22 protein-coding genes are annotated in these 23,222 nt (G+C 65.3%); 15 read left to right on the forward strand and 7 right to left on the reverse strand.

Translation table 11 applies throughout. From position 1 onward, the window contains the following. Nucleotides 1–17: 17 nt before the first annotated feature. The 4 genes from AC1VVK_RS10690 to AC1VVK_RS10705 form a co-directional block, all read right to left on the reverse strand. Nucleotides 18–452 (reverse strand): ExbD/TolR family protein, encoded by a 435-nt coding sequence (locus AC1VVK_RS10690; protein WP_482902961.1) that lies wholly within the window; start codon nt 450–452, stop codon nt 18–20. 23 nt (nt 453–475) lie between these two features. Further along, nucleotides 476–1,009 (reverse strand): ExbD/TolR family protein, encoded by a 534-nt coding sequence (locus AC1VVK_RS10695; RefSeq protein WP_207904693.1) that lies wholly within the window; start codon nt 1,007–1,009, stop codon nt 476–478. 111 nt (nt 1,010–1,120) lie between these two features. Beyond that, complete coding sequence (locus AC1VVK_RS10700) at nt 1,121–1,894, reverse strand: MotA/TolQ/ExbB proton channel family protein (protein WP_132387955.1); 774 nt, start codon at nt 1,892–1,894, stop codon at nt 1,121–1,123. Between the two features lie 74 nt (nt 1,895–1,968). Continuing rightward, entirely contained in the window at nt 1,969–2,628 is a 660-nt protein-coding gene (locus tag AC1VVK_RS10705) for an energy transducer TonB (RefSeq protein WP_132387957.1), read from the reverse strand. 367 nt (nt 2,629–2,995) lie between these two features. Here AC1VVK_RS10705 and AC1VVK_RS10710 point away from each other — a divergent pair, with 367 nt between their 5' ends. Both AC1VVK_RS10710 and AC1VVK_RS10715 read left to right on the forward strand, forming a co-directional pair. Further along, entirely contained in the window at nt 2,996–3,868 is an 873-nt protein-coding gene (locus AC1VVK_RS10710) for a hypothetical protein (RefSeq protein ID WP_482902962.1), read from the forward strand. Nucleotides 3,869–3,969: 101 nt separating this feature from the next. Further along, the gene (locus tag AC1VVK_RS10715; RefSeq protein ID WP_482902963.1) at nt 3,970–5,277 is read left to right on the forward strand and encodes a homoserine dehydrogenase; all 1,308 of its coding nucleotides are present in this window, start codon (nt 3,970–3,972) and stop codon (nt 5,275–5,277) included. A 42-nt stretch (nt 5,278–5,319) separates the two neighbouring features. On the opposite strand, the gene AC1VVK_RS10720 is transcribed toward AC1VVK_RS10715, so the two are convergent. Next, a complete protein-coding gene (locus AC1VVK_RS10720; protein ID WP_482902964.1) occupies nt 5,320–5,829 on the reverse strand; it encodes a hypothetical protein in 510 nt (169 codons plus the stop codon). Nucleotides 5,830–5,895: 66 nt separating this feature from the next. Between AC1VVK_RS10720 and glpX the strand changes: the two genes are divergently transcribed. After that, on the forward strand, nt 5,896–6,870 hold the full coding sequence (gene glpX, locus AC1VVK_RS10725; RefSeq protein ID WP_132387963.1) for a class II fructose-bisphosphatase: 975 nt from the start codon (nt 5,896–5,898) through the stop codon (nt 6,868–6,870). 200 nt (nt 6,871–7,070) lie between these two features. Continuing rightward, on the forward strand, nt 7,071–8,006 hold the full coding sequence (locus tag AC1VVK_RS10730) for a ribose-phosphate pyrophosphokinase (protein ID WP_132387965.1): 936 nt from the start codon (nt 7,071–7,073) through the stop codon (nt 8,004–8,006). Between the two features lie 71 nt (nt 8,007–8,077). Here the strand turns inward: AC1VVK_RS10730 and AC1VVK_RS10735 are convergent, their stop codons facing one another. Further along, entirely contained in the window at nt 8,078–9,028 is a 951-nt protein-coding gene (locus AC1VVK_RS10735) for a helix-turn-helix domain-containing protein (RefSeq protein WP_482902965.1), read from the reverse strand. 175 nt (nt 9,029–9,203) lie between these two features. On the opposite strand from AC1VVK_RS10735, the gene hisN reads away from it, so the two are divergent. From hisN to AC1VVK_RS10785, 10 genes are all read left to right on the forward strand, one after another. Further along, nucleotides 9,204–9,986 carry a histidinol-phosphatase gene (gene hisN, locus AC1VVK_RS10740; protein WP_132387969.1) on the forward strand — a complete coding sequence of 261 codons (783 nt, stop codon included), beginning with the start codon at nt 9,204–9,206 and terminating at the stop codon, nt 9,984–9,986. Next, nucleotides 9,986–10,426 carry a gamma-glutamylcyclotransferase family protein gene (locus AC1VVK_RS10745; protein ID WP_482902966.1) on the forward strand — a complete coding sequence of 147 codons (441 nt, stop codon included), beginning with the start codon at nt 9,986–9,988 and terminating at the stop codon, nt 10,424–10,426. The genes hisN and AC1VVK_RS10745 overlap by 1 nt, the downstream gene beginning before the upstream one ends. Before the next feature lie 184 nt (nt 10,427–10,610). Continuing rightward, on the forward strand, nt 10,611–10,814 hold the full coding sequence (rpmI, locus tag AC1VVK_RS10750) for a 50S ribosomal protein L35 (RefSeq protein ID WP_021232722.1): 204 nt from the start codon (nt 10,611–10,613) through the stop codon (nt 10,812–10,814). A gap of 13 nt (nt 10,815–10,827) precedes the next feature. Then, nucleotides 10,828–11,190 (forward strand): 50S ribosomal protein L20, encoded by a 363-nt coding sequence (rplT, locus tag AC1VVK_RS10755; RefSeq protein WP_132387973.1) that lies wholly within the window; start codon nt 10,828–10,830, stop codon nt 11,188–11,190. A 346-nt stretch (nt 11,191–11,536) separates the two neighbouring features. Then, nucleotides 11,537–12,214, forward strand: a complete 678-nt coding sequence (locus AC1VVK_RS10760; RefSeq protein WP_482902967.1) for a helix-turn-helix domain-containing protein — start codon at nt 11,537–11,539, stop codon at nt 12,212–12,214. A gap of 114 nt (nt 12,215–12,328) precedes the next feature. Further along, nucleotides 12,329–13,426: a phenylalanine--tRNA ligase subunit alpha gene (gene pheS / locus AC1VVK_RS10765; RefSeq protein WP_482902968.1), complete on the forward strand. Its 1,098-nt coding sequence runs from the start codon at nt 12,329–12,331 to the stop codon at nt 13,424–13,426. Between the two features lie 20 nt (nt 13,427–13,446). Then, the gene (gene pheT, locus AC1VVK_RS10770; RefSeq protein ID WP_482902969.1) at nt 13,447–15,855 is read left to right on the forward strand and encodes a phenylalanine--tRNA ligase subunit beta; all 2,409 of its coding nucleotides are present in this window, start codon (nt 13,447–13,449) and stop codon (nt 15,853–15,855) included. A 53-nt stretch (nt 15,856–15,908) separates the two neighbouring features. Further along, on the forward strand, nt 15,909–16,790 hold the full coding sequence (locus AC1VVK_RS10775) for an aldose 1-epimerase family protein (protein ID WP_482905151.1): 882 nt from the start codon (nt 15,909–15,911) through the stop codon (nt 16,788–16,790). Between the two features lie 84 nt (nt 16,791–16,874). Then, the gene (locus AC1VVK_RS10780; RefSeq protein ID WP_482902970.1) at nt 16,875–17,225 is read left to right on the forward strand and encodes a hypothetical protein; all 351 of its coding nucleotides are present in this window, start codon (nt 16,875–16,877) and stop codon (nt 17,223–17,225) included. A gap of 11 nt (nt 17,226–17,236) precedes the next feature. Then, nucleotides 17,237–17,986, forward strand: a complete 750-nt coding sequence (locus AC1VVK_RS10785) for an SDR family NAD(P)-dependent oxidoreductase (RefSeq protein WP_482902971.1) — start codon at nt 17,237–17,239, stop codon at nt 17,984–17,986. A gap of 231 nt (nt 17,987–18,217) precedes the next feature. On the opposite strand, the gene AC1VVK_RS10790 is transcribed toward AC1VVK_RS10785, so the two are convergent. Then, a complete protein-coding gene (locus AC1VVK_RS10790; protein ID WP_482902972.1) occupies nt 18,218–20,479 on the reverse strand; it encodes an NADP-dependent malic enzyme in 2,262 nt (753 codons plus the stop codon). Between the two features lie 115 nt (nt 20,480–20,594). Here AC1VVK_RS10790 and mutS point away from each other — a divergent pair, with 115 nt between their 5' ends. Continuing rightward, on the forward strand, nt 20,595–23,213 hold the full coding sequence (gene mutS, locus AC1VVK_RS10795) for a DNA mismatch repair protein MutS (protein WP_482902973.1): 2,619 nt from the start codon (nt 20,595–20,597) through the stop codon (nt 23,211–23,213). Nucleotides 23,214–23,222: the final 9 nt, after the last annotated feature.

Genomic DNA, 23,222 nt, shown 5'->3' on the forward strand with positions numbered 1-23,222 from the left:
CCTGTCCGTTGCCCGGCTTACTTGCCGAATTCGCGGAACTGGTCGTTCCCGACGAAGCCGAACTTGGTCACGTTCGAAGCCTTGATCAGCTCCAGAACCTGAGCCGAAAGCTCGTAGCTTGCCTGGGCTTCCGGCTGGTACTGCAGTTCGGGCTCGACCTTGTAGGTCAGCGACTGCGCCAGCAGGTTCCGCAGGGTTCCCTGGTCGACGGCATTGCCGTTCCAGAGAATCTTCGCATCCGCGGTGAGCACGATCTTGTTCTTGATCGGGTCCACCGGCGGCGGCGTGGTCGTCGGGGGAGTTGCAACCGGAAGATCGATATCGATCGAGTGGGTCGCAACCGGGATGGTGATGATGAACATGATGAGGAGAACGAGCATGACGTCGATCAACGGCGTCGTGTTCATTTCCATCATCGGGGCGCCATCATCCTTGCCGCCTGACATTGCCATGGAATGTTACTCCTTCTCGAGCGTCACGCGCCCGGGTCAACCGGGTTGGTGATGAAGCCAACCGTCGGGTAACCAGCGATCTGGACGTTGTAGATCGCACCGGCCACGCAACGCCAGGGGGCGTTCACGTCACCGCGGATGTGGACCTGCGGCACGAGATCCGGATTGTCCCTAAGGGCTGCCGGACCGCCTTCGCGCTTCACGATGGCGTCAAGACGCTTGAAGGCCTGGTCGTACAGTTCCTGCGAGGTCACCGGCGTGATGTTGTTGAAGTAAACGCGGCATTCGCCATTGCGCGATGCGCCCTGGAAGCCGGGTTCACCTGCACTGCGACCCGAATCGTCGGTGGTCGAGACGGAGAGGAGGAGGTTTTCCACCTTGTCCTTCGATTCGACCGCCACGATGACGGGGATCTTCAGCTTTTCGATCGTCTGGATCGCGACCGGGACCGCGATCAGGAAGATGATCAAAAGCACCAGCATGACGTCGACGAGCGGCGTCGTGTTGATGTCGGACATCGGTTTTTCGGCACCGCCTCCGCCCGTGGATATCGCCATAGTCTTATCCTAATCCTTGCGTTGCCCTGGGGGGCGACGGATGCAAACGAAGTGCTCCGCCGCCTGGGTCCCCGTGGACGCGCTACCGTGTGACAGCGCGTCCCATGCTGCTTACGGCTTGGCCGGAGCAGCAGCCGGCTTGGCCGGAGCAGCGGCGGGCTTGGCGGCGGCGGTGGAGATGACGGGCTTAACGGTGCCCTTCGAGTTGATGTTCGCCAGCAGGTCGGCCGAGAAGCCGGTCAGCAGTTCGGCGATGCGCTTGTTGCGGCTCTGGAGGTAGTTGTAAGCCAGAACTGCGGGAACGGCGACGATCAGGCCGAGCGCGGTCATGATCAGCGATTCACCGACCGGACCGGCAACCTTGTCGATCGAAGCCGAACCGGCGATGCCGATGGCGATCAGGGCGCGGTAGATGCCGACCACGGTACCGAACAGACCGATGAACGGTGCGGTCGCGCCGACGGTGGCGAGGAACGGCAGGCCGGTGGCGAGACGCGAGTTGATCGAGGCTTCCGAACGAGCGAGCGAAGCGTGCATCCAGTCATGGGCTTCGAGCGAGTCGGTCATCTTCGAGTGCTGGTCTTCGGCGGCGATGCCGTCGTCGACGAGCTGGCGCCATGCGCTGTTCTTGTCCAGCTTGGCAGCGCCTTCACGCAGGGTGGGAGCCTTCCAGAACGCGGTGCGCACTGCGCCGAACTGGCGCAGGATCTTCGACTGTTCGAACCACTTGGTGAAGAGGATGTAGAACGAGCCGAACGACATGATGCCCATGATGGTCACGGTGGCGTACGAAATGAAACCACCGGCCTGAAGAGCTTCGACAAAGCCGAACTTGTTCTGCGGCGCTGCTTCGCCAGCGGCGGCAAGGATGTCAACGATAAGCATGCGATTTACCTCTCAAGAAGAATGCAGGATTTGGCCGAATCCAACGCGTGGGGGTTCCGGCCAGGCCGTCAAATTTAACTGAGCTTGTAGACGATCGTCGTCGCGTACGAACCGGTGGTTGCGTTACCCGCGTCATCGAGAGCGGGGTTGAAGCGACCGAAACGGTTCATGCCTTCACAGGCCGCGGCGTCGAGTTCCGGGCTACCGCTGGAGCTGGTGACGGAGCAGCTCGTGACGCGACCATCGGGACCGATCGAAACGCGGACACCGACGCGGCCTTCACGCTCTTCGCGCAAGGCCTTGGCCGGATATTCCTGGTTGAAGCGGCTGGTCCAACCACCCTTGACCGACGCGCCACGCGCCTTCGAGGGGGCCGGGGGGGCCGGCGGTGCAATCGGTGCCGCAGGAGCCGGAATCGGAACCGCGGGCAGCGCCACCGGAGGCGGCGTCGTCACGGTCGTGATGGCCGGCGGAGCCGGTGCGATGTTGATCGGCGGCGGCGGCGCCACGATCGGCGGCGGCGGCGTATCCTGCTTCTGGGGGGGCGGCGGCGGCGGCTCCTCCTTGGGTTTCTCTTCCTTGATGTCGACTGTGGTCACTTTCTTCATGACCTGCTTCACCGCGGAGTAAGCCAGACCCGTGACGAGTGCATAGCCTACAAAGACGTGGATCAGCGCGACAATGACAAGCGCGGCAATCTTGTTGCCGCTCATTTGCTGGTCAGCGTAAGCCATTCAAACGCATCACTCCATAATCAAGCCCCAACCCCACCCGGGTGCGGACAGGGCCAAAGGCGCCCATGGCCCCCTCCCCAAGGAAAGGTCCATGACGAAACTCTAAATTACCCACCCTGACGGCTGTCAGTTCACCTAACCGTAAACGTTGTAACGGGGTTGGCGAACCGTGGGGCATTTTCGTTTTTTTGCCCCGTTTTGCGGAATTCCTTAGCGGGACCGTTGCCCCTGTGCAACGCCTTATCGGCAATCGTGTCGTTAACACCTGATTCATGGCTGTTAAGTTCCAAGCTGGGAAGGGGGAAATTTGTACAGCCTTGTGCAAGTCGCTAAGGCCTCGCCCCGCGCTTTCCGGAGATCGTTCCCAATGCCTGCGAATCTGCCCCGTCTTGCCCTGAAATTGGCGTGTGCCGCCCTGGCTGTGCAGGCGTTTCCGGCGCTAGCGCAGGCCCAGCCGGCTTCCCGGGACGATGCGCCGGCGCTGCTGCGCGAGGCGACTTTCGCCGATCTTGCCACGCTGGCCGATTCGGCCCCGCTGGTGGTGCGCGCTACGGTGCGCAAGATGGCGCGCGTAGAGGATGCCCGCGCGCCGGGGCTTACGCCCGGAATGGGCCGTTTCTACGTGGATGCCGATACCCGTTCGCTGCTCACGGGCTCCTCGCCGATCGGGCAAAGTTTTGCCTATCTCGTGGACCTTCCTCTCGATGCGCGCGGCAAGCCGCCGACGCTGAAGAAGCAGGACGTCCTGCTCTTTGCACGTCCCGTCGCAGGACGCCCCGGAGAGCTGCAACTGGTCACCCCCACCGCCCAGCAACTCTGGACCGAGCAGGTCGAGGCGCGCGTGCGCGGCCTGCTGAAAGCGCTTGTCTCCCCCGATGCGCCGGCGCGAATCACCGGCGTGCGTGAACTGCTCTTTGTCCCGGGCAACCTTGCCGGGCAGGGAGAGACCCAGATCTTCCTCTCGACCGAAAGCGGGTCGGCCGCCTCGATCACGGTCGTCCATGAACCCGGCACGGTTCCCGCCTGGGGTGTCTCGTTCTCCGAACTGGTGGCCGATATCGGCCATCCGCCGAAGCCTGAGACGCTGGAATGGTATCGTCTCGCCTGCTCGCTCCCGGCCAATCCGCCGCAGCGTGCAAACGTTTCCGAAGGCGTGGATGCCATGAAGCAGGCGGCGGCGGACTATCGCATGGTGCTGAACCAGCTCGGACCTTGCGTCCGCAATCCCGTGGGCCGCTGACCGGGCCGTCAGTTGTGGACTCTATATTAAGGGTTCGGGGCGCGAAGGTACTGGAATTTCCCGGTGGGCTCGCTTAGGGCGCGCTCGCGAAAGGGAATTCCATGGTTGAACCGCTGAATATTGCGCTAGCCGGTCTCGGCACGGTCGGGGCGGGCGTTGTCCGTCTCATCGAGACCAATGCCGAACTGATTGCCCGGCGGGCCCGCCGGCCGATCCGCATCGCCGCGGTAAGCGCGCGCGATCGCAGCAAGGATCGCGGGGTAGACCTCTCGCGCTATGACTGGGTGGACGATACCGCCGCGCTGGCCTCGCGTCCCGATGTGGACGTGGTGGTCGAGATGGTGGGCGGTTCGGACGGGCCGGCGCTGGCGCTCGCCCGCAATGCCATCGCGCAGGGCAAGGGCTTCGTTACCGCCAACAAGGCGATGATCGCGCATCATGGGGTGGAACTGGCCTCGGCCGCCGAATCGGCCGGTGTCGCGCTCAAGTTCGAGGCGGCGGTTGCCGGCGGCATCCCTGTCATCAAGGGCCTGAGCGAAGGCGCTGCCGCCAATGCCATAGAGCGGGTCTACGGCATCCTGAACGGCACCTGCAATTACATACTCTCCACCATGGAGGACACCGGCCGCGATTTCGGCGACGTTCTCGCCGAGGCGCAGCGCATGGGCTATGCCGAGGCCGATCCCACCTTCGACATCGAGGGGATCGACGCCGCGCACAAGCTCTCGATCCTTGCCGCCATCGCGTTCGGATCGCAGCTTCGCTTCGATGCGGTGGAGACCTCCGGCATCTCGCGCGTGAAGGCTGCCGACATCGAGCAGGCGCGCTCGCTCGGCTACGTCATCCGCCTGATCGGCATGAGCGAGATCGACCGGGCCGAAGGTACCCCGCGCCTGTTCCAGCGCGTGCGCCCGCATCTGGTGCCGTTTGACCATCCGCTGGCCCATGTCGACGGGGCGACCAATGCCGTCGTCGCCGAGGGCAATTTCATGGGCCGCCTGCTGTTCCAGGGCGCCGGTGCCGGTGACGGGCCGACCGCCAGCGCGGTGGTTGCCGACATCATCGACATCGCCCGCGGCGAGAAGGGCGCGGCATTCTCGATGCCGTCGAGCGAGCTGGAGGCGATCGAGCCCGCCGGCACCGGCCACCGCCGCAGCCGCAGCTATATCCGCTTCACCGTGCCGGACCGGCCCGGCGTGCTGGCCGATATCACCGCCGCCATGCGCGATGCGGGGGTCTCGATCGCCAGCATGATCCAGAAGGGCCATGCCGGGCAGGAGGGCGAGGTGATCCTGGCCATCGTCACGCACGAAGGGCCCGAATCGGCCGTCAGCGAGGCAATGCGCGTGCTGGAGGGCTCGGACAGTCTGGCTGCCGCGCCGCTGGTGATGCAGATCATCGAAGGCTGACATTTTCGGCGCGCCCGTCAGCGAGGGGCGCGCCGAACCTTTTTAATGCGCGCGCAATTCGCCCTTGGCGACGAGGTCCGCGTCGGATCCGGCGGGGGCCTCGGGGATCTGCGACAGGTCGATGATCAGCGGCTGCGCGGGCGCACAGGGCGGAATGAAGCAGCCCCGCGCGGCGGTTACGCCGCCGATGTTCTTTTCGAAATTGGGCGGATGAAGCCGGCCGTCATTGGTGCCGGCAGGCCCGGTCGGGTCGCTTTCGGCGGAGGACTGGACGCGGAATTTCTCCTCGTCCGGTGCGCAGACGACGATTTCGCCCGGCCGCCCCTCGCGCGAACAGGCGCGGTGGGTGGGATCGGGCGTGACTCTGCCGCCCGACGCCATCATCCTCTCGGCCATGGCGCGGTCAGCGTCCGTGATCGGAGGGCCTACCTGACTGGCGGTGGAGGCGGAACCCGAACTGGCCTGTGCAAAGGCGGTTCCGGCGGCGATTCCGGGCGCGCAGGCGGTAGATAGTGTCGCGATTGCGAAAAGCGCGCGCCATGTCCTCGACAATTGGTATTCCTCTGTCTAATCCCCCGACCCGAACCTTTTCCCTCCACGCCTTAATGCGGAGTGATCATGCCCGAAGCAAGTAAAGTCCTCGACCGCGTCCTAGTCCTCGAGATGGTCCGCGTCACCGAGGCGGCTGCCATCGCGGCATCCGAACTGGTTGGCCGCGGTGACGAGAAGGCGGCAGACCATGCCGCCGTTGAAGCCATGCGCAAGGCCTTCGACACCCTTTATATGGATGGCACCGTCGTCATCGGTGAGGGTGAGCGCGACGAAGCGCCGATGCTCTACATCGGCGAGAAGGTGGGCGGCGCCCCCGGTCGCGGCCCGCGCATCGATATCGCGCTGGACCCGCTGGAAGGCACCACCATCACGGCCAAGGCCGGCCCCAACGCGCTGGCCGTGCTGGCGGCGGCGGAAGAGGGCGGCCTGCTCAACGCGCCCGACGTCTATATGGAAAAGCTGGCGGTCGGCCCGGGTTATCCCGAGGACGTGATCGACCTGACCAAGAGCCCGTCGGAGAACGTCAAGGCCGTTGCGGCCGCAAAGGGCGTGGCACCGGACGAGATCATCGTCTGCGTGCTTGACCGTCCGCGCCATGCCGACCTCATTGCCGAACTGCGCGCGCTCGGCTGCGGTGTCGTGCTGATCGGTGACGGTGACGTGGCCGGCGTGATCGCCGTGACCGACGAGAACACCACGATCGACATGTACATGGGCACCGGCGGCGCGCCCGAGGGCGTGCTGGCTGCAGCGGCACTGCGCTGCGTCGGCGGCCAGATCCAGGGCCGCCTGGTGTTCCGCAACGATGACGAGCGCGCCCGCGCCCGCAAGTGGGGCATCGAGGATCTCGACAAGGTCTACAAGCTGCGCGACCTGGCCAAGGGCGACTGTATTTTCGCGGCAACCGGGGTGACCGACGGCTCGCTGCTGCAGGGCGTCAAGCGCCTCAAGGGCGGCCAGATGACCACCGAAAGCGTGGTGATGCGTGCCAGCTCCGGCACGGTGCGCTGGATCAAGGGCGAGCACCGCGTTCGCGGGTAAAATTTCCCGATTCGCGCACAAGTTCTGATGAATCAGATGCTTGAGCCTGAAAACGCCGGTCCGGAGATTGCTCCGGGCCGGCGTTTTCGCGTTCATGTCACGGTGACCGCGCCACGCTTTCTGTTGCAATCCGATGACTCATGAGTAGAGGCGGGCGCGTTCAGCCAACCAATCATCACCAGCCGTCTCGGGGATTCGCCATGAAGATCATGTCCGGCAACAGCAACCTTCCGCTCGCGCGGGCCATCGCAGCCTATCTTGAGCTGCCGCTGACCGATGCGGCGGTCCGCCGCTTCGCCGACGAGGAAATCTTCGTCGAAATCCACGAGAACGTGCGCGGTGAGGACGTCTTCGTCGTCCAGCCGACCAGCTATCCCGTCAACGACAACCTGATGGAACTGCTGATCTGCATCGACGCGCTTCGCCGTGCTTCGGCCAAGCGCATCACCGCCGTGATTCCCTACTTCGGGTACGCCCGCCAGGACCGCAAGCCCGGTCCGCGCACGCCGATCTCGGCCAAGCTGGTTGCCAACCTGCTGACCGAAGCCGGTGCCGACCGCGTTCTCTCGGTGGACCTGCACGCCGGGCAGATCCAGGGCTTCTTCGACATCCCGACCGACAACCTATTCGCTGCGCCGGTCATGGCCGCCGACATTCAGGCGCGTTATGGCGACCAGTCGCTGATGGTGGTTTCGCCCGACGTGGGCGGCGTGGTCCGCGCCCGTTCGCTGGCCAAGCGCCTCGACAACGCGCCGCTCGCCATTGTCGACAAGCGCCGCGACAAGCCCGGCCAGTCGGAAGTGATGAACATCATCGGTGACGTGAAGGGCCGCGCCTGCATCCTGATCGACGACATCATCGATTCGGGCGGCACCCTGTGCAACGCCGCGCAGGCGCTGATGGACGAAGGCGCCACCAGCGTCACCGCCTACATCACCCACGGCGTGCTTTCGGGCGCGGCGGTTTCGCGTGTCACCAACTCCGCGCTGAAGGAACTGGTGATCACCGATTCGATCCAGGCAACCGACGATGCGAAGGCTTCGGACAAGATCCGCATCCTGACGATCGCGCCGCTGATCGGCGAAGCGATCCGCCGCATTGCCGACGAAAGCTCGGTATCGAGCCTGTTCGACTGAGGACGCTTCGGGTCCTTTATGGATGGTTATGAACGGCGCAGGGGGCCTCCCCTGCGCCGTTCTGCTTTCAGCTACTCGTCATTCCAGGGGCGCACTTGTCCCGGTGCCAGCCGGTTGAGCGCTTCCAGCCGCCGCGCCTGCCGCGATTCCAGCGCCAGCGTCATGATCGGCTGCGGCCGCTTCACGAACTGGCTGGGCGACATGCCGAAGAGTTCGGTGAACTCGTGGATCAGGTGGCTCTCGTCGTAATAGCGCAGCGCGATCTCGTCGGCCTCGTCACTGTCGGCCACGCCGCGCAAGTAGCTGGCCATGTCCAGCGCGCGGGCCCGGCGCAGCACTTGCTTGGGCGGCATGCCGAAATCTCGGTTCACCACGCGTTCCAGCGTGCGCCGGTCCACCCCGCATTCACGCGCGGCATCGCTGACCGCCATCGACGGGTCGCGATAGGAGATCACCTCGAAACTGCGCGTCACCGGATCGGGCGGCGGGCAATTCATGCTCTCGATCCGGTGGCGGAACGCCTGCTCCAGATGCTGGAGCCACACTTCGGACGGGGCATCGGGTTCCAGCATGGCGAGAAACTGCTCGGACGGGAGCGAGACCGCGCTGGTGCTGACCAGACGGTCCACGAAATCGCCCACCCGCGGTCCCTGCATCGCGGTGCAGGCACCTGCGCGCAGCGCCACGGCGACGCTGGCGAAGCTGCCCGTCACCGTCACCGGCATGCACCGCGAATGGGGCCCGAAGAACAGTGCCGCGTCGCGGACCCGGCGTTCGCCGTCGGCGGTCTGGACGCACCAGCGGCCTTTGGTCTGAATGCGCAGAAAGGCAGTGTCGCTGAACAGGCTGCACGAAAGCGTGTAGTCTGCGGGCGCGGACACTTTCGTCACCGACACGCGCGCGATCCACGGAGCGAGATCCGCTGCCGGCGCGCGATTGTACGATAACGGTTGTCCGTCCCGCGTATATCCTTGTTCCGGCGCGATTGCCGGATCGATAGCTGGGATTTTCCTGCGCAGCATGCCCCTACTTCTTTGCAGTAGAATATGCCCCCGCCAACGGAATAGGGGCGGCCGCAAGTTCCTGCAATGTGTGAAAAACACATAAGGGTTCGGGGCATGTGCAAGATTCTGCCAGTCTTGATGAATTTCCGGCGGGCGCTTGACCTTCCGGCACTGGAAAAGGCACAGGTCCGCCATGAAACTCGATCAGGATATCGCCCTTGCCCTGCGACTCGCCGATGCGGCAGGCGAAGCGATCAGGCCCCACTTCCGCACGGGACTGAGCGCCGAGCGAAAGTCCGATGCCTCGCCCGTCACCATTGCCGACCGCGCCGCGGAAGAGGCCATGCGGCGGATTCTCAAGGCAGAAGTTCCGCGTGACGCGATTATCGGCGAGGAGTTCGGCACGGAGGAGGGCTCCTCTGGCCGGACCTGGGTGCTCGATCCGATCGATGGCACGGTCTCGTTCATTGCCGGTCGTCCGATTTTCGGCACGCTGATTGCGCTGCTGGTCGATGGCTGGCCGGTGCTGGGCGTGATCGACCAGCCGATCCTGCGCGAACGCTGGGTCGGCGCCAGCGGCATGCCCACCACCTTCAACGGCAAGGAAGTGCGCACGCGCCCGTGCCGCGAACTGTCCGACGCCATGCTGGCGACTACCGGTCCGCAGTATTTCGACGATCACGAGGGTGAGCACTTCATGGCGCTGGCGGCCAAGACCGATCACAAGCGCATGATGATGGGCGGCGACTGCTATAACTATGGCCTGCTCGCTTCGGGCCAGATCGACCTCGTTTGCGAGGCCGGGCTCAAGCTGCACGACTGGGCCGCGCTGGTGCCAGTGGTGGAAGGCGCGGGGGGCACGATGTGCGACTGGAACGGCGAGCCGCTTCACGCGCAGTCCGACGGGCATGTCCTGGCGATCGGCGATCCCGCGCGTCTGGAAGACGTGATCGAGGCGATGGCCTGCCATCATTGATGGCGGTGCGCAGGGTCTGCCTGTTCGTCTATGGCACGCTCCAGCCTCGCGCGGGCACGCGCATGGGCCAATGGCTGGCGGAGCGCACGGAAAGCGCCGAGCCTGCCTCCGTGCCCGGGCGCATCCATGCGATAAAGAGCGGTGACGGCTGGTTTCCGGCGCTTGTCCGAGCACAGGGGGCGAGGCAGGTTCAGGGCACGCTTTGCCGGCTGGGATTGGCGCCCGGCGATCTTGCCCGGCTCGATCGCTATGAGGGGCGCGAGTACCGGCGCATCTGCCTGCCGGTGCGCACTGCTTCGGGCCGAAGGGCGCGGGCGCAAGTCTATCTCTGGCGTCTTGGGCTGCCCCGCGCGGCGCCGGTGATCCGGGACGGGCACTATCTCGGATGGCTGGAACGCACCGGCCACACGGCATTTACGACCTTGCGCTGCCGGGCCTGAAGAGCAGGCCGGGCGGGTGGGGACGGATCAGAGTCCAAACCCCTTGCCTTCCCGCCGTTCTCCCACTAAAGGCGCCCCCTTCAATCGACACGGTTGAGTCTTTGACCAAAGAGATTCGCGCGTCCGCCTGGCGAAAAGGGCTGCCATGGCTGACCGGACGTGTCCCTGTGAAAAGGAGACGAAAATGCCCAAGCTGAAGACCAAGAGCGGTGTGAAGAAGCGCTTCAAGCTCACCGCCACCGGCAAGGTGAAGCACGGCGTAGCCGGCAAGCGCCACCGCCTGATGAGCCATAACGGCAAGTACATCCGCCAGAATCGCGGCACCGAAGTCATTTCCGACGCCGATGCCAAGACGATCAAAAAGTGGGCGCCCTACGGGCTCAACTGAGGAGTACTGACCGATGAGCCGTATCAAGAGGGGTGTTACCACCCGCGCCAAGCACAAGCGTCTTCTCGAACAGGCCAAGGGTTACCGCGGCCGTCGTAAGAATACGATCCGCGTTGCCCGCCAGGCCGTCGAAAAGGCCGGCCAGTACGCGTACCGCGACCGCAAGATCAAGAAGCGCACCTTCCGCGCGCTGTGGATCCAGCGTATCAACGCTGCCGTCCGCGCCGAAGGCCTGACCTATTCGCAGTTCATGCACGGCATCAAGCTTGCCGGCATCGAACTCGATCGCAAGGCGATGGCCGACCTCGCCATGAACGAGGGTTCGGTGTTCTCGACCGTGATCGCACAGGCCAAGGCAGCTCTGCCCGCCGCCTAAGCCGCTGGCACGGCACCCTTGCGGCGCCGCGCTTTGCGACTGCGAAAACAATACGAGGCGCGAGTGTTTCGGCACTCGCGCCTCGAATTGTTTTGCCCGCCCTCAAAACTCGCGGTACGTGATGTATCGGGGTACTTTGGCGGCAAAAAGATACAGAAACAGGCGGGGAATGACGGCCAGGCGTGTCATCATCCAATATTGCCCGGTGCCATTGGAGCTTGATCGCTTCGTATCGGCTCTTTTTTACTGTGAAATCGATATTGGGGAGGGGGGACGTCTTCAGGACGTGCTCTGCCCGGACTGGGCCAGTTTCCGGTTTCACTTCGATTCACAGACCGAAGTGTCGATGCGCAACGGATCCACGATCACCGGATCGCGGTTCACGGTCAGTGGCCCGCGTTCGCAGGAAGTTCACTTTTCGATGGGCTCCTCGCGCCAGTGGGGCTTTCGCCTGACACCGCTGGGCTGGGCCGCGCTGACCGGGCAGACAGCCGACGCCTATGCCAATGTCATCGTCGATGGCGACCGCGATCCCAACTTCGAACGCTTCCGCCCGCTATATGACGCATTGCAGGCCGAACAGGGCGCGCTAGGCGCGCAGCTGGACCGGGTGGTCGCCTTCCTCTCCGCGCTCGAACCCCGGCCTGTTCCGCACGAGGATCTGATCGTCGCCATCGGGGAGGCACTTGCCGATCCGGAACTGCGTTCGTCGGTGGATCTCGTGAAGCGAGTGGGCGCGAATTCGCGCATGGTCGAGCGGGTTTGTCGCGCCGCTTTCGGCTTTCCTCCCAAGCTGCTTCTGCGCCGCCAGCGCTTTTTGCGCAGTGTCGAGCAGTTCACGCTCGACCCGACGCTGAAGTGGATTGGCGCGATTGACGCGGCCTATCACGATCAGGCCCAGTTCGTGCGGGACTTCCGCGACTTCATGGGCATGAGCCCGCGCCAGTATGCCCAGCTCGACAAGCCGCTGACGGTAACGCTGATCCGCGAGCGGATTCGCCACGCGCGCACCGCCGGGCTCTGATCCGCCACTAACGGCGCCGTCCCGGCTTCCACGCGCACCCTCGCCGTTGCGATTCTTGCCCGCGCCCCCTAAGGACCGCGCTTCCAGATTCAGCAACAGTCAGGCAGACCACCAGTGGACTACGCAGCAACCGGCCAGGAGGCGCTCTCGCGGATTGCGGAAGCATCCGATCTCGAAACGCTGGAGGCGCTGCGTGTCGAGTTTCTGGGCAAGCAGGGATCGATCTCCGGCCTGCTGAAGACGCTGGGCAAGCTCGATCCCGAAGAGCGCAAGGTCGAAGGCCCGAAGATCCATGCCTTGCGCGAAAGCGTGAGCGACGCGCTCACCACCCGCAAGGACGTGTTGGAGACGGCGGTGCTGAACACCCGCCTTGCTGCCGAGACCATCGATCTCTCGCTGCCCGCGCCCGAAGCGCCGCGCGGCACCGTTCATCCGATCTCGCAAGTGATGGACGAGATTGCCGAGATTTTCGCCGACCTTGGCTTCTCGGTCGCCACTGGGCCGGAGATCGAGGACGACTGGCACAATTTCACCGCGCTCAACATGCCGGAAAGCCACCCGGCGCGCGCGATGCACGACACGTTCTACTTCCCGGACCGCGACGCGAAGAACCGCGAGATGCTGCTGCGCACGCACACTTCGCCGGTGCAGATGCGCACCATGCTCGAGCAGGGCGCGCCGCTGCGCATCATCGCGCCGGGCCGCGTCTACCGCTCGGACAGCGACGCCACCCACACGCCGATGTTCCACCAGGTCGAAGGTCTGGTGATCGACAAGGACGTCCACCTCGGCCACCTGAAGTGGACGCTGGAAACCTTCCTGAAGGCGTTCTTCGAGCGTGAGGACATCGTCCTGCGCCTGCGCCCCAGCTACTTCCCCTTCACCGAACCTTCGGTGGAAGCGGACATCGGCTTCACCCTGATCGACGGCAAGCGCGTGATCGGCGGCGACCCGTCGAAGGGCGAGGGCGGCTGGATGGAAGTGCTCGGCTCGGGCATGGTCAACCGCCGCGTCATCGAATTCGCCGGGCTCGATCCCGACGAATGGCAGGGTTTCGCCTTCGGCATCGGCATCGATCGCCTTGCCATGCTGAAGTACGGCATGGACGATCTGCGCGCCTTCTTCGACGGCGATGTCCGCTGGCTTTCCCACTACGGTTTCTCCGCCCTCGACGTGCCGACCCTTTCGGGCGGCGTTGGCACTCCGGCTTGAGCGCGGGAAGGATTTAGAAAATGAAGTTCTCGCTTTCCTGGCTCAAGCAGTACCTTGAGACCGACGCCTCGCTTGAGGATATCGCCCTGAAGCTCAACGCCATCGGCCTTGAGGTAGAAGGCATCGAGGATCCCGCCGCCAAGCTGGCCGGTTTCCGCGTGGCTAAGGTGCTGACCGCGGACAAGCATCCGCAGGCGGACAAGCTGCAGGTCCTCACTGTCGATACGGGTGAAGGCGTGCTGCAGGTCGTCTGCGGCGCGCCGAATGCGCGTGCGGGCCTTGTCGGCGTGCTGGGTCTTCCCGGCGCGACCGTGCCCGCCAACGGCATGGTGCTGAAGGTCGCTGCCGTGCGCGGCGTCGAATCGAACGGCATGATGTGCTCCACGCGCGAGCTGGAGCTGGGCGAAGATCACGACGGCATCATCGAACTGCCCGAGGACGCGCCGGTCGGTACGCCTTTCGCAGACTACCACGGCGCCGATCCGGTGATCGAAGTGGCCGTGACCCCGAACCGTCCGGACTGCATGGGCGTCTACGGCATCGCGCGCGATCTGGCCGCTGCCGGCCTTGGCACGCTGAAGCCCATCGAGGTTCTGGACATTGCCGGCAGCTTCCCCTGCCCGGTGGACGTGCGCACCGATGATGCCGAGGGTTGCCCGGCGTTCTACGGCCGCGTGATCAAGGGCGTGAAGAACGGGCCTTCGCCGCAGTGGCTGCAGGATCGCCTGAAGGCGGCCGGTCAGCGTCCGATCTCGGCGCTGGTCGATGCTACCAACTACCTGATGCTGGCCTATGGTCGCCCGGCCCACGCCTATGACCTTGCCAAGCTGAACGGCGGTGTCGTCGCACGCCGCGCCAAGGACGGCGAGACGGTCGTCGCGCTGAACGAGAAGACCTACACGCTCGACGCCGAGATGACCGTGATCGCCGACGATTCGGGCGTGCACGACATTGCCGGCATCATGGGCGGCGAGCATTCGGGCTGCGGGGACGAGACCACCGACGTCCTGCTCGAAATCGCCTACTTCGATCCCGAGCGCATCGCCAAGACCGGCCGCAAGCTCAACCTCACCTCGGACGCGCGCAGCCGTTTCGAGCGCGGGATCGATCCGAATTTCCTCGATACCGGCCTCGACCACCTGACCAAGCTGATTCAGACGCTGTGCGGTGGTGAAGCCTCGCAGGCGGTGCGCAGTGGTGCGGCGCCGAGCACGCCGAAGACTGTCCACTTCGATCCGGCCCTGACCGAGAAGCTGGGCGGCGTAGCGATCGAGCCGGGCGAACAGCAGGGCATCCTTGAGAGCCTTGGCTTCAAGGTCATCGCACAGGAAGCCGGGTTCGACACATCCTGGACCGTCACTGTTCCTGGCTGGCGTCCGGACGTCGACGGCGCGCCTGACATCGTCGAGGAAGTCGTCCGCATCCACGGTCTCGACAAGGTGAAGAGCGTGGCCCTGCCGCGCGCCGATGGCGTCGCCCGTCCGACCGCTACGCCGACGCAGGCGCTGGAGCGCCGCGTTCGCCGCGCTGCCGCTGCGCGCGGTCTGCATGAAGCGGTTACCTGGTCGTTCCTGCCCTCGGCCGAGGCCGATGCCTTTGCGGACGGCAATGCTTTGTGGTCGCTCGCCAACCCGATCAGCGAGGACATGAAGGTCATGAGGCCGTCGCTGCTGCCGGGCCTGCTGATGGCGGCCAAGCGCAACCTCGATCGCGGTGCCTCGTCGCTGCGCCTGTTCGAACTCGGCCGTCGCTATCTGCGCGGCGAGGGCGGTGCGAGCGACGAGCGTCTGGCGCTGGGTTTCGTGCTGGCTGGCGAGAAGGTCTCGCGCGGCTGGGCGACCGGAAAGGCGGTGGCGTTCGACGCCTACGACGCCAAGGCCGAAGTGACCGCGCTGCTGGCCGAAGCCGGGGCTCCGGTGGAAAAGCTGCAGGTCATGGGTGAGGCTGGTCCGCAGTTCCACCCCGGCCAGTCAGCCACGCTGCGCCTTGGGCCCAAGAACGTGCTGGCGCGCTTCGGCATGCTGCACCCGACGGTCGCCAAGCAGTTCGACATCGAAGGCCCGGTGGCGATTGCCGAGATCTATCTCGACGCCATCCCTGGCAAGAAGGGTGCTGCAACCTTCGCCCGTACCCGCTACGCGCCCCCGGCGCTGCAGGCGGTGACGCGCGACTATGCGTTCCTGGTGCCTGCAGAACTGCCCGCCGGTGACCTGATCCGCATGGTCGCGGGCGCGGACAAGGTGAACATCGTCTCGGCCCGCCTGTTCGACGATTTCCGTGGTCAGGGCGTTCCGGAGGGGCAGAAGTCTCTGGCGCTTGAAGTCACTCTCCAGCCGCTCGAAAAGAGCTACAAGGAAGAGGACCTCAAGGCGATCAGCGACAAGGTGACTGCCGCTGCCGCCAAGCTCGGAGCCGTGCTGCGCGGCTGAGAACGCGGCTGAAGAGGCTGCTCGGGAAAAAGGGAAGATCGCCGGTGACTGACATGGAATTCGTGACCATCACCGCCGGCGATCTTACCGCGCGCATTGCCACATACGGGGCCGAGCTGTGGTCGCTGACCGACCGGTCCGGCCGCGAGTACATGACCGACGCCGATCCGGCGTTCTGGACTGGCCATGCGCCGATCCTGTTCCCGATCGTCGGCGCGCTGAACGGCAACCGCTACCGGCTGGACGGCCACGAGTACGAACTTCCCAAGCACGGTTTCGCCCGCCATTCGGCTTTCGAAGTGGTGGAAGCGAGCGATAGCGCGGTCCGCCTGCGGCTGCGCGACAGCGCGGAAACCCGCAACGCCTATCCCATCGCCTTCGTTCTGGACCTTGTGTTCCGGATCGAAGGGGCGACACTCCACGTCGAGGCGGAAGTCGCCAATCCGGGCGATGCGCCGATGCCGTTCAGCCTTGGCTTCCACCCCGCTTTCGCATGGCCGCTGCCCGGCGGCGCGCCCAAGCACGAACACACCATCGCCTTCGAACAGGCCGAGCCCCAGCCGATCCGCCGCATCGATCTGGCGAGCGGCCTCGTTCTGCCCGAGCCGGTGCCGACTCCGGTGGAAGGCCACTTGCTGCACCCGGACGCATCGCAGTTCGTCGAGGACGCGCTGATCTGGGACCACCTCGCCAGCCGCGCGCTGACTTTCGGCACGCCGGGAGGATCGCAACTGGCTGTAGCCTTTCCCGACATGCCGATGCTGGGCATCTGGCAGAAGCCGGGGGCGCATTACCTTTGCATCGAGCCCTGGCAGGGCCACGCCGATCCGCTGGGCTATTCCGGCGACTTTCGCGCCAAGCCGGGTATGCTCTCGCTGGCCCCCGGCGCCAGCCGCCGCTTTCGCATGGACGTGACCGTTCTGACTGCCGACTGAGTGACAAGGCGGATAAAAGCAGTTTTCAGGCAGGGCACAGCGACCCGTCCACCTGCAATAGCTGCGGCTGTTGGGGTTTGCCTGTTGGCCGCATTATTGATGCTTCTCGGTTTTGCGCGCCAATCTTCCGAACGGGAGCGCGAACGCAATGCGCATCCGGTCTTCGAGGCTTCGACCGATGCGGACATGCGCGATGTCGAACGCTGTCTTACAGAACAGTTGGGGCTTGATCCGCGCGGATGGGAAGGGGTGAACACCCGGGTCGATTGGCATCCGATTTGGAAGACAAAGGTTCAAATCTCCCAAGTCGCGACTACGACGCACGTAACGATGTGGACGCCTGAAGGTCGACCGCTTCGCGAACGTGAAAAGTCTGCGCTGAAAAGCTGTGTTTTGGTATCCCCGCGATCTGCCGTTGCGGCCGGTTCAATTTAAGGAGAAATTTCATGAAGACCGCACTCGTAACCGGCGCCACGTCCGGTATCGGCGAAGCCTGTGCCCGCGCGTTCGTGGCCGCGGGCTGGCGCGTGGTCGGTACCGGCCGCCGGGCCGAGCGGCTCGACGCCCTGAAGGCCGAACTGGGCGCGGACAAGTTCCACGCCGCCGTCTTCGACGTGCGTGACGAAGCCGCGCGCGATGCCGCGTTGGCGGCGCTGCCGGCCGAGTTCGCGGGCATTGACTGCCTCGTCAACAATGCCGGCCTCGCGCTGGGCACGGAACCGGCACAGAGCGCCTCGCTCGACGCGTGGAAGACGATGATCGACACCAATGTCACCGCGCTGGTCTCGCTCACGCACAAGCTGCTGCCTGCGCTGGTGGAGCGCAAGGCCGGGATCGTGAACCTCTCCTCGGTGGCGGCGACGTATCCCTACACCGGCGGCAACGTCTACGGCGGCACCAAGGCTTTCGTGCACCAGTTCTCGCTGGGCCTGCGTTCGGACCTTGCCGGCACGGGCGTGCGCATCACCTCGATCGAGCCGGGCATGGTGGAGACCGAATTCACGCTGGTCCGCACCGGCGGCAACCAGCAGGCCTCGGACAATCTCTACGGCGGCGCCAACCCGATGACGGCGGAGGATATTGCGGGGACCGTGCTGTGGGTGGCGACCCTGCCGGCGCACCTCAACATCAACACGCTGGAGCTGATGCCGGTCAGCCAGTCCTTTGCCGGCTTCCAGGTTGCGCGTCAGGGCTGAGGCTTAAACCCCGCCTTCAAACAAACCTCGTCATCCACGCGCAGGCGGGGATCCCGCTTGTTCTTGCGAGGTAGCGCGAAGGAAGCGGGGCCCTCGCCTGCGCGGGGGCGACGGAGTGGTTTGGTGCAGGGTGGTTTGGGCCGATGCGGCTTGGGCTGTAGCTCCAAACGAAAAACGGGGGCTTGCGGATGTCCGCAAGCCCCCGTTTCTATTTCAGCGCTCTGACCGGGATCAGCCGGTGATGCCTGCTGCCGCGAGCACGGCCAGCGTCAGCACATCGGGCGCGATCGCGGTCATCGGCACGATCTGCACGGGCTTCTCGGCACCGATCAGCATCGGCCCGATCGAGGTGGTACCGCCGATTTCCTTGAGCAGCTTGGCCGAGATATTGGCCGACTGCAGCCCCGGCATGATCAGCACGTTGGCAGGCGCCGAAAGGCGGCTGAACGGATAGAGCTTCATGATCTTCGGGTTCAGCGCGGCGTCGGGGGCCATTTCGCCCTCGTACTCGAAGTCCGGCTTTTCCTCGTCGAGAATGCGGATCGCCTCACGCGTCTGCTCCAGCCACTTGCCCGACGGATTGCCGAAGGTGGAGTAGCTGAGGAAGGCCACGCGCGGTTCGTGGCCCAGGCGGCGGGCAACGGCGGCGGTTTCCTTGGCGATCACCGCAAGCTGCTCGGCCGTCGGGCGCTCGTTGATCGTGGTGTCGGCCATGAACACGGTGTGGTTCTTGCCGACCAGCAGGTGGATGCCGAACGCCAGCTTGCCCTCGGCCGGGTCCAGCACGCGCCGCACTTCCTTGATGGTCTGCGCGAAAGGCCGGGTCATGCCGGTGATCATAGCATCGCCCACGCCCAGCTTGAGCAGGCCGGAGGCGAAGATGTTGCGATCGGTATTGACCATGCGCTGCACATCGCGCTGCAGGAAACCGCGACGCTTCAGGCGCTCGTAGACCATCTCCACCATCGGGCCGACATGGTCGGACACCATCGAGTTCTCGATATGGAAGCTTTCCGGATCGGGCACGCCCAGTTCGGCCATCTTGTCGAGTATGACCTGCGTGCGGCCGACCAGGATCGGTTCGCCATAGCCGAAGTCGCGGTACTGGATCGCGGCGCGCAGGACGACTTCGTTGTCCGCCTCGGCAAATATCATCCGCTTGGGATTGGCGCGGACCTGTTCGTAGACGCGGGTGAGCACCGAAGTGGTCGGGTTCAGGCGCGCCTTCAGCTGATCGCGATAGGCTTCGAAGTCCTCGATCGGGCGGCCGGCAACGCCGGAATCCATCGCCGCCTTGGCGACCGCCATCGACACCACTTCCATCAGGCGCGGATCGAACGGCGCCGGGATGATGTAGTCGCGGCCGAACTGCTGCGCTTCGCCATAGGCGGCGGCAACGTCTTCATGGACCTGCTCGCGCGCCAGTTCGGCAATGGCCTTGGCGGCGGCGATCTTCATCTCTTCGTTGATCGCGGTGGCCGAAACGTCCAGCGCGCCGCGGAAGATGAAGGGGAAGCCCAGCACGTTGTTGACCTGGTTCGGATAGTCCGAACGGCCGGTGGCGACGATCGCGTCGGGGCGCACCGCCTTGGCTTCGGGCGGGGTGATTTCAGGGTCCGGATTGGCCATCGCGAAGATGATCGGTTCCGGCGCCATTGCCTTCACCATGTCCGGCGTCAGCGCGCCCTTGGCCGAAAGGCCCAGGAACACATCGGCCCCGACCAGCGCCTCGGTCAGCGTGCGCTTGTCGGTCTTCACGGCGTGGGCGGACTTGAACTGGTCCACCTTTTCGCGGCCCGGATAGATCACGCCGCGCGTGTCACAGACCAGCACGTTCTCATGCTTGACGCCGATCGACTTGATCAGGGCGGTGCAGGCCAGCGCCGAGGCGCCGGCGCCGTTCACCACCACCTTGATCTCGTCCAACTTGCGGCCGGTGATGAGGCAGGCGTTGATCAGGCCGGCGGCGGCGATGATCGCGGTGCCGTGCTGGTCGTCATGCATGACCGGGATGTTCATCCGCTCACGCAGGGCCTGCTCGATGATGAAGCATTCGGGCGCCTTGATGTCTTCAAGGTTGATGCCGCCGAAGCTGGGTTCCATCATGGCGATGGCCTCGATCAGCGCGTCGGTATCCTCGCTGGCGAGTTCGATGTCGATGGAATCGACGTCGGCGAAGCGCTTGAAGAGGACGGCCTTGCCTTCCATCACCGGCTTGGATGCCAGCGCGCCCAGATTGCCCATGCCCAGAATGGCAGTGCCGTTGGAGATCACCGCGACGAGGTTGCCCTTGGCCGTATAGTCATAGGCAGTGGCGGGATCGTCGGCGATGGCCTGAACGGGCACGGCGACGCCGGGAGAATAGGCGAGGCTGAGATCGCGCTGCGTTGCCATCGGCTTGCTGGCGATGATCTCGATCTTACCCGGCCGGATCGTCGAATGGTAGAACAGCGCCTCGCGCTCGGTAAACTGGACCTTGGGCTTCTCGGACAAGCTTTTTCTCCCGGATTTGGGAGGGGCCCTATCGAATGTTTGCGCGACGCGATAGGGGAAAGGCGCGTCGCCGCCGCTTCACAAGGACCGAGCCGCGGGGCTAACGCTCTGCGCCATGACCAGCAATTCCGAGACATCCGGCGTGACCCCGATGATGGCGCAGTACCTTGCCTTGCGTGAGGTCGCGGGCGATTGCCTGCTGTTCTATCGAATGGGCGATTTTTTCGAGCTGTTCTTCGACGATGCGAAAATCGCAAGCCAGGTTCTGGACATTGCACTCACCACGCGCGGCGAGCACGGTGGCAAGCCGATTCCGATGTGCGGCGTGCCCGTCCATGCGGCGGAGGGCTACCTTGCCCGCCTGATCAAGGCAGGTTGCCGCGTGGCGATTGCCGAGCAGACCGAAACACCCGCCGAAGCCAAGAAGCGCGGTGGGTCCAAGGCGCTGGTCCGGCGTGATATCGTGCGCTTCGTCACGGCGGGCACGCTCACCGAGGAATCGCTGCTGGAGCCGCGCCGCGCCAATGTGCTGGCGGCGGCCTGCGATCTGCGCGGCACTGTGGGCGTGGCGGCTTGCGACATCTCGACCGGCCGGATGGAACTGGAAGAGTGTGCGCCCGATCGGCTGGGGGCCGCGCTGGCACGTCTGGGCGCGCGCGAACTGGTGGTGCCCGAAGGGTGGGAACTGGCGCCTGACGGCGCGATTGCGCGCTCGGGGCACGAATTCTCTTCTGACGGGGGCGAAGAGCGGCTGAAGCTGGTCCACGGCGTCGCCACGCTGGACGGCTTCGGCACGTTCACGCGCGCCATGCTGGCGGCGGCGGGCGGGTTGATCGCCTATCTCGATCACGTTGGCCGCGGCAAGCTGCCGTTGCTGCTGCCGCCGGTGGCCCGCGCGGGCGATGCGACCTTGGCGATGGATGAGGCGACGCGTGCCAGCTTGGAAATTCTCGAATCATCGCAAGGCGGACGCAAGGGCAGTCTGGTCGAGGCGATCGACCGCTGCGTCACCGGTGCCGGTGCGCGGCAGTTGGCAGAGGACCTCTCGGCGCCGCTGATGGATCGCCATGCGATTGCCGAGCGGCTCGAACTGGTCGAATGGCTCCATGACGATCATCTGCTGCGCGAGGATATGCGCGCGGCGCTGCGGGCGCTGCCCGATGTCGGCCGCGCGCTGGGCCGCGTGGTGGCGGGGCGCGGTTCGCCGCGCGACCTCGGTCAGCTTCGCGACGGCCTTTCGGGTGCGCGCCGCATCGGTGAACGGCTGGCGCAGATGGATGACCTGCCGGTGCTGCTCGACCGGCTGATGCCCGAACTGGGCGGACATGCGGCGCTCGTCGATCACTTCGCGCAGGCGCTGGTGGAAACCCCGCCGACCGAGCGCGGGCAGGGCGGCTATATCGCCAGCGGCTACGACGCCGGGCTGGACGAACTGCGTGTCACGTCGGGCAATGCCCGCCGCGCGATTGCCGCGCTGGAAGCGAAGTACCGCGAGGAAACCGGCGTTTCCGCGCTGAAGATCAAGCACAACAACGTGCTCGGCTACTTCATCGAAGTGCCGCAGCGCCATGCCGACAAGCTGCTGGAGCCCGACAGCGGCTTCTCGCACCGCCAGACCATGGCCGGCGCGATGCGCTTCAACGCGCTGGCGCTGCATGAGGAGGCGAGCCGCATTACCGAGGCTGGCGCCCATGCGCTCGCCGCCGAGGAAGCGCATTTCGAGGGGCTGGTGGCCGAAGCTGTCGCCGCTCGCCACGAGATCGCCCGCGCCGCCGCCGCGCTCGCCCGTTTCGACGTGGCGGCCGGACAGGCTGAGCGCGCGGCCGAGGGCGGTTGGACGCGGCCCGAAGTGGTCGACGGCCTTTCGCTCGATATCGAAGGCGGCCGCCACCCGGTGGTCGAGGCCGCGCTGAAGGTTCAGGGCGAGCGTTTCGTCGCCAACGATTGCCGCCTCGCCAGCCATGACCGGCTCTGGCTGATCGGCGGCCCCAACATGGGCGGTAAATCGACCTTCCTGCGCCAGAACGCGCTGATCGTGCTGTTGGCGCAGGCGGGCGGTTTCGTACCGGCCAAGTCGGCGCGGATCGGCATGGTGGACCGGCTGTTCAGCCGCGTCGGCGCTTCGGACAATCTTGCGCGCGGCCGTTCGACCTTCATGGTCGAGATGGTGGAAACCGCCGCCATCCTCGCGCAGGCGACCGACCGCAGCTTCGTCATTCTCGACGAAGTGGGGCGCGGCACCTCGACTTACGACGGCCTTGCGCTGGCATGGGCGGTGGCCGAAGCGGTCCACGAGACCAACCGTTGCCGCTGCCTCTTCGCCACGCACTATCACGAGATGGCGCGGCTTGGGGAAACCTGTGAGGCGCTGTCGCTTCACCACGTCCGCGCGCGCGAGTGGAAGGGCGATCTGGTGCTGCTCCACGAACTGGCCGAAGGTCCCGCGGACCGCAGCTATGGCCTTGCTGTTGCGCGGCTGGCCGGGGTGCCACCCAAGGTCATCAGCCGCGCCAAGTCGGTTCTGGAAAAGCTGGAAAAGGGCCGTGCGGAGACCGGCGGCCTTGCGGCGGGGCTCGGCGACCTGCCGCTGTTCGCGGCGGCGCAGGAAGCCCGCGAGGAAGAGTGCGACGTCCTGCGCGAAAAATTGCGCGACATGGACGTGGATGCGCTTTCGCCGCGTGATGCGCTGGAGATTCTCTACGACCTGAAGCGCGAGGCGGGCACGGAGTCTTAACCAAGCCGC

Source organism: Novosphingobium sp. BL-S-32 (genome assembly GCF_056857055.1).

Coding starts and splice junctions, on each gene's coding strand:
- AC1VVK_RS10690 (WP_482902961.1), bottom strand. CDS start 452: ATGGCAATGTCAGGCGGCAAGGATGATGGCGCCCCGATGATGGAAATG.
- AC1VVK_RS10695 (WP_207904693.1), bottom strand. CDS start 1,009: ATGGCGATATCCACGGGCGGAGGCGGTGCCGAAAAACCGATGTCCGAC.
- AC1VVK_RS10700 (WP_132387955.1), bottom strand. CDS start 1,894: ATGCTTATCGTTGACATCCTTGCCGCCGCTGGCGAAGCAGCGCCGCAG.
- AC1VVK_RS10705 (WP_132387957.1), bottom strand. CDS start 2,628: ATGGCTTACGCTGACCAGCAAATGAGCGGCAACAAGATTGCCGCGCTT.
- AC1VVK_RS10710 (WP_482902962.1), top strand. CDS start 2,996: ATGCCTGCGAATCTGCCCCGTCTTGCCCTGAAATTGGCGTGTGCCGCC.
- AC1VVK_RS10715 (WP_482902963.1), top strand. CDS start 3,970: ATGGTTGAACCGCTGAATATTGCGCTAGCCGGTCTCGGCACGGTCGGG.
- glpX (WP_132387963.1), top strand. CDS start 5,896: ATGCCCGAAGCAAGTAAAGTCCTCGACCGCGTCCTAGTCCTCGAGATG.
- AC1VVK_RS10730 (WP_132387965.1), top strand. CDS start 7,071: ATGAAGATCATGTCCGGCAACAGCAACCTTCCGCTCGCGCGGGCCATC.
- AC1VVK_RS10735 (WP_482902965.1), bottom strand. CDS start 9,028: ATGCTGCGCAGGAAAATCCCAGCTATCGATCCGGCAATCGCGCCGGAA.
- hisN (WP_132387969.1), top strand. CDS start 9,204: ATGAAACTCGATCAGGATATCGCCCTTGCCCTGCGACTCGCCGATGCG.
- AC1VVK_RS10745 (WP_482902966.1), top strand. CDS start 9,986: ATGGCGGTGCGCAGGGTCTGCCTGTTCGTCTATGGCACGCTCCAGCCT.
- rpmI (WP_021232722.1), top strand. CDS start 10,611: ATGCCCAAGCTGAAGACCAAGAGCGGTGTGAAGAAGCGCTTCAAGCTC.
- rplT (WP_132387973.1), top strand. CDS start 10,828: ATGAGCCGTATCAAGAGGGGTGTTACCACCCGCGCCAAGCACAAGCGT.
- AC1VVK_RS10760 (WP_482902967.1), top strand. CDS start 11,537: ATGCGCAACGGATCCACGATCACCGGATCGCGGTTCACGGTCAGTGGC.
- pheT (WP_482902969.1), top strand. CDS start 13,447: ATGAAGTTCTCGCTTTCCTGGCTCAAGCAGTACCTTGAGACCGACGCC.
- AC1VVK_RS10775 (WP_482905151.1), top strand. CDS start 15,909: ATGGAATTCGTGACCATCACCGCCGGCGATCTTACCGCGCGCATTGCC.
- AC1VVK_RS10785 (WP_482902971.1), top strand. CDS start 17,237: ATGAAGACCGCACTCGTAACCGGCGCCACGTCCGGTATCGGCGAAGCC.
- mutS (WP_482902973.1), top strand. CDS start 20,595: ATGACCAGCAATTCCGAGACATCCGGCGTGACCCCGATGATGGCGCAG.